The 8,084-nt window shown below is 70.4% G+C and carries 6 protein-coding genes and 1 pseudogene; 6 read left to right on the top strand and 1 reads right to left on the bottom strand.

The features are described from left to right. Window positions 1-143, top strand: a pseudogene (locus VJ693_RS17665) (ABC transporter ATP-binding protein); the annotation flags it as partial. A 73-nt stretch (window positions 144-216) separates the two neighbouring features. On the opposite strand, the gene VJ693_RS17660 reads toward VJ693_RS17665, so the two are convergent. Continuing rightward, window positions 217-1,806, bottom strand: a complete 1,590-nt coding sequence (locus VJ693_RS17660) for a M4 family metallopeptidase (protein WP_324156259.1) — start codon at window positions 1,804-1,806, stop codon at window positions 217-219. 196 nt (window positions 1,807-2,002) lie between these two features. Here VJ693_RS17660 and VJ693_RS17655 point away from each other — a divergent pair, with 196 nt between their 5' ends. From VJ693_RS17655 to VJ693_RS17635, 5 genes are all read left to right on the top strand, one after another. Next, window positions 2,003-2,878 carry a UDP-2,3-diacylglucosamine diphosphatase gene (locus VJ693_RS17655; protein WP_324156258.1) on the top strand — a complete coding sequence of 292 codons (876 nt, stop codon included), beginning with the start codon at window positions 2,003-2,005 and terminating at the stop codon, window positions 2,876-2,878. A 10-nt stretch (window positions 2,879-2,888) separates the two neighbouring features. Then, window positions 2,889-3,929, top strand: a complete 1,041-nt coding sequence (locus VJ693_RS17650) for a glycosyltransferase family 1 protein (RefSeq protein ID WP_324156255.1) — start codon at window positions 2,889-2,891, stop codon at window positions 3,927-3,929. A gap of 67 nt (window positions 3,930-3,996) precedes the next feature. After that, complete coding sequence (gene ppk1 / locus VJ693_RS17645) at window positions 3,997-6,117, top strand: polyphosphate kinase 1 (protein ID WP_324156253.1); 2,121 nt, start codon at window positions 3,997-3,999, stop codon at window positions 6,115-6,117. Window positions 6,118-6,122: 5 nt separating this feature from the next. Next, complete coding sequence (locus VJ693_RS17640; RefSeq protein ID WP_324156251.1) at window positions 6,123-6,611, top strand: SixA phosphatase family protein; 489 nt, start codon at window positions 6,123-6,125, stop codon at window positions 6,609-6,611. A gap of 212 nt (window positions 6,612-6,823) precedes the next feature. Further along, window positions 6,824-8,026 carry an ammonium transporter gene (locus tag VJ693_RS17635; protein WP_324156249.1) on the top strand — a complete coding sequence of 401 codons (1,203 nt, stop codon included), beginning with the start codon at window positions 6,824-6,826 and terminating at the stop codon, window positions 8,024-8,026. Window positions 8,027-8,084 lie beyond the last annotated feature (58 nt).

Raw genomic sequence — 8,084 nt, 5'->3', positions numbered from 1 at the left:
TGCTGGTCGAGCAGAACGCCAGCCGCGCGCTGGCGCTGGCCAACCGCGGCTACGTCATGGAGTCCGGCGAGGTCACCATGAGCGGGCCCGCCCGCCAGCTGCTCGACGACCCCAAGGTCCGCGCGGCGTACCTGGGCGAGTAAGCGACAAGCCCAAAAAAAGGTCCACCCGGAGGTGGACCAAGCAAGGGAGTCCAGCTGACTCCTTGATTCCGGTTCAGGGTGTCACGCTGACGGCCGCCCAGGCCCTGTTCACCTTGTTCCACACCTTGGAGCCGACGCCGCCGTACAGGTCGGCCGTGGCGGCCAGCGTCGCCTCGCGGGCGCCGTGGTAATCGGTGCTCGAGGTCATGTAGACCGAAAGGGCACGGTACCAAATCTTCTCGGCCTTCTTGCGGCCGACGCCCTTGACCACGGCGTTGCCGGTGGCAACCCGGGTGTCGCCCGCCTGGCAGGTCGGCGAAGCCGGGCCGTTCAGCGGCTGCGAGCCCTCGGCCATCAGGTAGTACAGGTGGTTGCCGACGCCGGACGAGTAGTGCACGTCCAGGTTGCCGACGCCCGCGTACCAGCAGTCGGCCGACGCACCGTCGGCGCTGGGCTGGATCATCGAGCGCAGCGGCACGCCGCTGCCGTCGCGCAGCAGGCGCTCGCCGATCAGGTAGTCCGGTGTCTCGGCGGCGTTGTTCGCATAGAACTCGACCATCGAGCCGAAGATGTCCGAAGTCGACTCGTTCAGCCCGCCCGATTCGCCGGAGTAGATCAGGGCGGCCGTGCGCGAGGTGACGCCGTGGCTCATCTCGTGGCCGGCCACGTCGAGCGCGACCAGCGGCCAGTAGCTGCTGTCGCCGTCGCCATAGCTCATGCAAAAGCAGCTGTCGCTCCACGAGGCGTTGACCCAGGGCAGGCCGAACAGCGATTGGTGCACCTTCGAGGTGGCACCCACGCCGTCGTCGGCGATGCCGTGGCGGCCGTGCACGTTGAGGTAGTAATCCCAGGTGAAGGCGTGGCCGGCGGCCGCGTCGACGGCGACCGTCTGGCGATTCGCCTTGGTGCCGTCGCCCCAGGTGTTGTCGGCATCGGTGAACAGCGTGCCCTTGCCGCTGAAGTTGCCGTGCAGGTCGTACACGGCGTGGCCGCCGCGCGTGGTGTCGCGCAGCGCGAAGCTGCCGTCGGCCTGGCTGTCGGTGCGGATCTCGATCTGGCCGAGGAACAGGCTGTTTCCGACTCCGGCGGCGTCGGCGGTCTGGATGTCGTCGAAACTGTCGAGCACCTGGCCGGTGTGGGCGTGCACGATCACATGACGCTCGGTCGGGCTGCCCTGCCTGGTCTGCCCGGTGTAGAGCACGTCCCAGGCCAGCACCGGCTTGCGGTGGTGGGCGAAGACGACCAGCTCGCTGGTCACGGTGGCGCCGGTGGCGACGTTGGCCGTGGCCAGGCCGGCCAGCTCGGCGGCCGACGCAGCCAGCGTCGGCCGCGTGGCCAGCACCGGGGCGGCGGCCAGCGTGCGTGACAGCCCGCGCAGCGCGCCGTTCGCGTGGCCGTGCACGACCACGTCGCCGCCGATCACGCGCAGGTTCTGGAAGCGGCGGGCAAAGCGCACATGCTCGCTGCCATCGGCGTCGACGATCACGTCACGCGCCTCGAAGGCGTCGGCCCGCGCGAGCGCACCGCGCGACGACGATTGCAGGTGGGACAGCGCCCGGGCGACGGCCTGCGGGTGGTCGGCGGGCTGGGCGGCGTTGGCGGCCACGGCGCTGAACAGCGTGGCACAGGCCAGGGCGATGCGGCAAAGGGGAAGCGAGCTCAAACGACGTCTCCTCGTGGGAATGCGGTGGGGCCCCGGGTGGGGCAAGGCGTGGCGCGGATGTTCGCGGCGCCGCCGGCCCGCGGCAAGACGACCGGGCGGCTTGCTGACGATCGTTGAACAAGATCGGCTGTTCGGTCACCGAAGCGTCACCGGGCCTTCACTGCCGCGTCACCCGGGCCGGCGACCATGCCCGTCCATGCAGATTGCCCCCGACACCGCGCCGCCCGCCGCCGTGCCGCTGCGTTTTCGCACGCTGTGGATCTCGGACATCCACCTCGGCACGCCGGGCTGCCAGGCGCACGCGCTGCTGGATTTCCTGCGGGACACCGAGTGCGAGACGCTGTACCTCGTCGGCGACATCATCGACGGCTGGCAGCTGCGGCGCGGCTGGTACTGGCCGCAGGCGCACAACGACGTGGTGCAGAAGCTGCTGCGCAAGGTCCGCAAGGGCACGCGCGTCGTCTTCGTGCCGGGCAATCACGACGAATTCGCGCGCAAGTACCTGGGCCACAGCTTCGGCGGGGTCGAAGTGGTCGAGGACTGCGTGCACACGACCGCCGACGGCCGGCGGCTGTGGGTCACCCACGGCGACCTGTTCGACGGCGTGATCCAGTGCGCCAAGTGGCTGGCCCACGTGGGCGACTCGCTCTATGAATTCACGCTGAAGCTCAACCGCTACGTGAACCACCTGCGCGCGAAGTTCGGCCTGCCGTACTGGAGCCTGTCGCGCTACCTCAAGCTCAAGGTCAAGCGCGCGGTCAGCTATGTGAGCGATTTCGAGGCTGCGGTGGCGCGCGAGGCGAAGAAGCGCGGCGTGCACGGCGTGGTCTGCGGCCACATCCACCACGCCGAGCTGCGCGAGATCGACGGCGTGCTGTATGCGAACGACGGCGACTGGGTCGAGAGCCTGAGCGCGCTGGCCGAGCATGCCGACGGCCGGCTCGAACTGATCGATTGGTCGCGCTGCGCACTGGCCCTGCCACGGGCGACCCCAGCGGCCGACGAAGCGCCGGAGACCGAGCCGCTGCCCGAGCCCTGGCCCGAGCCCGTCGCCGCGGCGACCCGCGGCTGAGGCGCTCCGGATGAAGATCGCCCTCGTCACCGACGCCTGGCAGCCCCAGGTCAATGGCGTGGTCACGACGCTGGTCGAGCTGGTGCGTGGCCTGGCCGAAGCCGGCCACGACCTGCTGGTCGTCGAGCCGGGGCCGTTCCGGCGTTTCGCCTGCCCGGGCTACCGGGAGATCGAACTGGCCTGGCGGCCCGGCCGTGAGGTGGCGCGGCAGCTCGACGCCTTCGGGCCGGACGCGGTGCACATTGCCACCGAAGGCCCGCTGGGCCAGGCGGCGCGGCGCCACTGCCTGGCGCGCGGCTGGCGCTTCACGACGGCCTTCCATACCCGCTTCCCGGACATCCTGGCCCGCGCGCTGCACCTGCCGGCAGCCTGGGGCTACGCCTGGTTTCGCCGTTTCCACGCGCCTTCGGCCGGCGTGATGGTGCCCACCGAGGGGATGCTGAAGATCCTGCAGGGCCATGGCTTCGCCAACCTGCGGCCCTGGTCGCACGGGGTGGACCTGAGCTTGTTCCGGCCGGTTCCGGGGGCCGACCTGGGCTTGCCGCGGCCGGTGTTCCTGGCCATCGGCCGCGTCTCGTACGAGAAGAACCTCGAGGCCTTTCTCGGCGCGGACCTGCCCGGCACCAAGGTCGTCTATGGCCAGGGCCCGCTGCTGGAGAAGCTGCGCGCGCGCCACCCGGAGGTCGTCTGGCGCGGCGTGGTGCCGCGCGAGCAGCTCGCCACGATCTACAGCGCGGCCGACGCCTTCGTGTTCCCGAGCCATGCCGACACCTTCGGCCTGGTGATGCTGGAGGCGCTGGCCTGCGGCACGCCGGTCGCGGCCTTCCCGGTGGCCGGGCCGTTGGACGTGATCGGCGCCAGCGGCGCCGGCGTGTTGCATGATGATCTGCGTACAGCCGCGCTGCGCGCGCTCGACATCCCGCGCGAGCAGGCGCTGGCGCGTGCCCGGGCTTTCGACTGGGCGACCGCGACCCGGCAATTCCTGCAGTACCTGGTTCCTGTCAAACGGGTCACGCCACTGTCACAACAGCTTCATAAACTCGCGCCATGAGCACGCAGAGCCGCCTCAAGGGCGCATTCCCCCTTTGGGGGACGGTGCGCAGCACCAAGGGGGCGAGATGAGCGAACTGTTGCCCAGCGAGGGGGCCGTGGAGGCGGCCGGCCCCAGCGAGAGCGCGCCGCTGGCGCTGCTCAACCGCGAGCAGGCGATCCTCGCGTTCAACCGCCGCGTGCTGGCCCAGGCCCAGCGCGAGGACGTGCCGTTGCTCGAGCGGCTGCGCTACGTCACCATCGTGTCGTCGAACCTCGACGAGTTCTTCGAAGTGCGTTTTGCCGACGTGCTGGAGGCCGCGCGCGCCGCGCCGAGCGAGGCCTCGCGCGCCGACCTGGCTGCGGTGGCGGCGCGGGCGCACGGGCTGATCGACGAGCAGTACGCGATCTTCAACACCGAGGTGATGCCGGCGCTCGAGCGCCACGGCATCCGCGTGATCAACCATGCCGACCGCAGCGAGCCGCAGCGGCGCTGGGTCGCGGGCTTCTTCGAGCGCGAAGTGCGGCCGCTGTTGATGCCCATCGGGCTGGATCCGGCGCACCCGTTCCCGCAGGTGGCCAACAAGTCGCTCAACTTCATCGTTCACCTGGGCGGCAGGGACGCCTTCGGCCGCGAGAGCCAGATCGCGATCGTCAAGGTGCCGCGCGTGCTGCCGCGGGTCATCCGGCTGCCGGCGGATGTGTGCGCGCCGGGCGAGCAGGGTTTCGTGCTGCTGTCCAGCGTGATCCGCGCGCACCTGGACGAGCTGTTCTCCGGCCGCACGGTCGAATCGTTCTCGCAGTTCCGCGTTACGCGGGATTCCGAGCTCGAGGTCGACGACGACGATGTCACCAACCTGCGCCAGGCGCTGCGCGCCGGCCTCACGACGCGGCATTTCGGCCAGGCCATCCGGGTCGAGGTGGTCAGCAGCTGCCCGCCCGACCTGTGGCGCTTCCTGCTCGAGCAGTTCGACCTGCCCGAGGCCGCGTTGTACCGGGTCGACGGCCCCGTCAACCTGGTGCGGCTGAACGAGCTGATCGACCTGGCGGACGACCTGGCCGCAGGGGCCGCGCTGCGCTTCGCGCCCTACGAGCCGGGCTGGCCGGCCGGCCGGCTGCCGCGCGCCGGCTCGATCTTCGACACGCTGCGCGAGCGCGACGTGCTGCTGCACCACCCGTTCGAGAGCTTCGAGCCGGTGGTCGAGTTCCTGCGCCAGGCGGTCAACGACCCGGACGTGCTCGCGATCCGCCAGACGGTCTACCGCACCGGCGCGAAATCCGTGCTGATGGACCTGCTGATCGACGCGGCGCGGCGCGGCAAGGAAGTGATGGTCGTGGTGGAGTTGAAGGCCCGCTTCGACGAGGAAGCCAACATCAACTGGGCCGAGCGGCTCGAGGCGGTCGGCGCGCAGGTCGTCTACGGCATCGTCGGGCTGAAGACGCACGCCAAGCTGCTGCTGGTCACGCGGCGCGAAGCCGGCCCGCGTGGGGCACCGCAGCTTCGGCGTTATGTGCACCTGTCGACCGGCAACTACAACCCCAAGACCGCGCGGCTGTACACCGACATCGGCTACCTCACCGCCGACCCCGGCATCGCGGCCGATGCCGACGCGGTGTTCCAGCAGATCGCGAGCCTGACGCGGGTCAAGCCGCCTCGCCACCTGCTGACCGCGCCCTTCGTGCTGCACCGGCGCCTGGTGCGCCACATCGGCCAGGTGGCGGATGCGGCGCGTGCCGGCCGGCCCGCGCGCATCGTCGCCAAGTTCAACGCGCTGACCGACCCCGGCCTGATCCACGCGCTGGTCGACGCCAGCCGTGCCGGCGCGCAGATCGACCTCGTCGTGCGCGGCGCCTGCATGCTGCCGCCGGGCGTGCCCGGCCAGACCGAACGCATTCGCGTGCGCTCGGTGGTCGGGCGCTTCCTCGAGCATTCGCGCATCCTGTATTTCCGCTGGGGGACGGGCGAGGACGACGAGGTGCTGTACCTGTCCAGCGCCGACTGGATGGGCCGCAACATGTTCCGCCGCATCGAGCTGGCCTGGCCGGTGCGCGATGCGCGGCTGCGCCAGCGCGTGATCGACGAGTGCCTGGTCCCCTACCTGCACGACTCGCGCGACGCCTGGGAACTGCAGCGCGACGGCAGCTACCGCCGTGTCGGCACCCAAGGCGTCAGCGCACAGCAGGCGCTGATGGCCCGCTTCGGGTCTTGAGCCGCATGGACTTGATTCTCTGGCGCCACGCCGAGGCGGAGGAGTTGGCCGACGGCGTGGACGACCCGGCGCGCGGGCTGACGAACAAGGGCGAGCGCCATGCGCGCCGCGTCGCCGACTGGCTGAACCAGGTGCTGCCGCATTCGACGAAGGTGCTGGTCAGCCCCGCGCTGCGTGCGCGCCAGACGGCCGAGGCGCTGGACCGTAAGTTCAAGCTCAGCGACGCCCTGGCGCCCGAGGGCACGGTGGACGGGCTGCTGGCGGCCGTGCGCTGGCCCGATGCCCGCGAGCCGGTGCTGGTGGTCGGCCACCAGCCGACGCTCGGCCTGGCGGCCGCCTACCTGATGATCGGCGCACAGCTCGCCGCTGGGTCGCCGGAGGCGTTGACGGCCTGGTCGATCCGCAAGGGTGGCGTCTGGTGGCTGCGCCACCGGCCGCGCGAGCACCGCGGCGAGGTGGTGCTGATGGCGGTGCATTCGCCTGAGATCGGCTGAGAGCAGGCGGTGGCGCACCTTGGAGGTGCGCTATGTGCCGAAATTGCACCTTGGTGGTGGATCGATGCGGCAAATCGGTGCGCGCCTTGGAGGCGGCACGCCCGCCGGCTTGCACCAAGCTTGGTATTGGTTTTGCTTTCTGGTGCGTGATTCGCTCGCCTGGTGCATTCGCCGGCCGTCCGAGCGCCCGCCACCTTCGAAAGCCTCTCCCGATGGATTCCGTCAAGCAAGGCAGCGATGCCCTGTTCATCCTGCTCGGCGCCGTGATGGTGCTGGCCATGCACGCCGGCTTCGCGTTTCTCGAGCTCGGCACCGTGCGCAAGAAGAACCAGGTCAATGCGCTGGTCAAGATCCTGGTCGACTTCGCGGTCAGCACCGTGGCTTACTTCTTCGTCGGCTACGCGGTGGCGTACGGCGTGAGCTTCTTCACCGGCGCCGAGGCACTGGCCGCGCGCAACGGCTACGAGCTCGTCAAGTTCTTCTTCCTGCTGACCTTCGCGGCGGCGATTCCAGCCATCGTCTCGGGCGGCATTGCCGAGCGTGCGCGCTTCGGCCCGCAGCTGATGGCCACCGCGGTGATCGTCGGCCTGGTCTACCCGCTGTTCGAAGGCGCGGTCTGGGGCGGCCGCTTCGGCCTGCAGGCCTGGCTGAAAGACCTCACCGGAGCCGAGTTCCACGACTTTGCCGGCAGCGTCGTCGTGCACGCGGTGGGTGGTTGGGTCGGCCTGGCCGCGGTGCTGCTGCTGGGCGCTCGCTCAAACCGCTACCGCAAGGACGGTGCGATGAGCGCGCACCCGCCGTCGAGCATCCCCTTTCTCGCGCTGGGCGCGTGGATCCTCGCGGTCGGCTGGTTCGGCTTCAACGTGATGAGCGCGCAGACGATCGACAAGATCTCCGGCCTCGTGGCGGTCAACTCGCTGATGGCGATGGTCGGCGGCACGCTGGTGGCTGTCTGGCTCGGCCGAAACGACCCGGGCTTTGCCTACAACGGACCGCTGGCCGGGCTGGTCGCGGTGTGCGCGGGCTCGGACGTGATGCACCCGATCGGCGCGCTGGTCGTCGGCGGCGTGGCGGGCGCGATCTTCGTCTCGCTGTTCACCCTGACGCAGAACCGCTGGAAGATCGACGACGTGCTCGGTGTCTGGCCGCTGCATGGCTTGTGCGGTGCCTGGGGGGGCGTGGCCTGCGGCCTGTTCGGCCAGCGGGCACTCGGTGGTCTGGGCGGCGTGAGCCTGACGGCGCAGCTGATCGGCACGCTGGCCGGGGTGGCCTGGGCGCTCGTCGGCGGTGGCGCCGTCTACGCGGTGGTGCGCGCGGTCGCCGGGCTGCGGCTGTCGGCCGAGGAGGAGTTCGACGGCGCCGACCTGTCGATCCACCGCATCGGCGCGACGCCGGAGCGCGAAGCGAACTGGTGAGCCGTCAGGGCAGGAGCTCGAAGCCGGCTTCGGCCACCGTCTCGCCGTTGATGCGCAG

Source organism: Ideonella sp. (genome assembly GCF_035254525.1).
GTDB lineage: Bacteria > Pseudomonadota > Gammaproteobacteria > Burkholderiales > Burkholderiaceae_C > Ideonella.
This window is presented reverse-complemented; position numbering and strand designations above follow the sequence as displayed.

Coding starts and splice junctions, on each gene's coding strand:
- VJ693_RS17650 (WP_324156255.1), top strand. CDS start 2,889: ATGAAGATCGCCCTCGTCACCGACGCCTGGCAGCCCCAGGTCAATGGC.
- ppk1 (WP_324156253.1), top strand. CDS start 3,997: ATGAGCGAACTGTTGCCCAGCGAGGGGGCCGTGGAGGCGGCCGGCCCC.
- VJ693_RS17640 (WP_324156251.1), top strand. CDS start 6,123: ATGGACTTGATTCTCTGGCGCCACGCCGAGGCGGAGGAGTTGGCCGAC.
- VJ693_RS17635 (WP_324156249.1), top strand. CDS start 6,824: ATGGATTCCGTCAAGCAAGGCAGCGATGCCCTGTTCATCCTGCTCGGC.
- VJ693_RS17655 (WP_324156258.1), top strand. CDS start 2,003: ATGCAGATTGCCCCCGACACCGCGCCGCCCGCCGCCGTGCCGCTGCGT.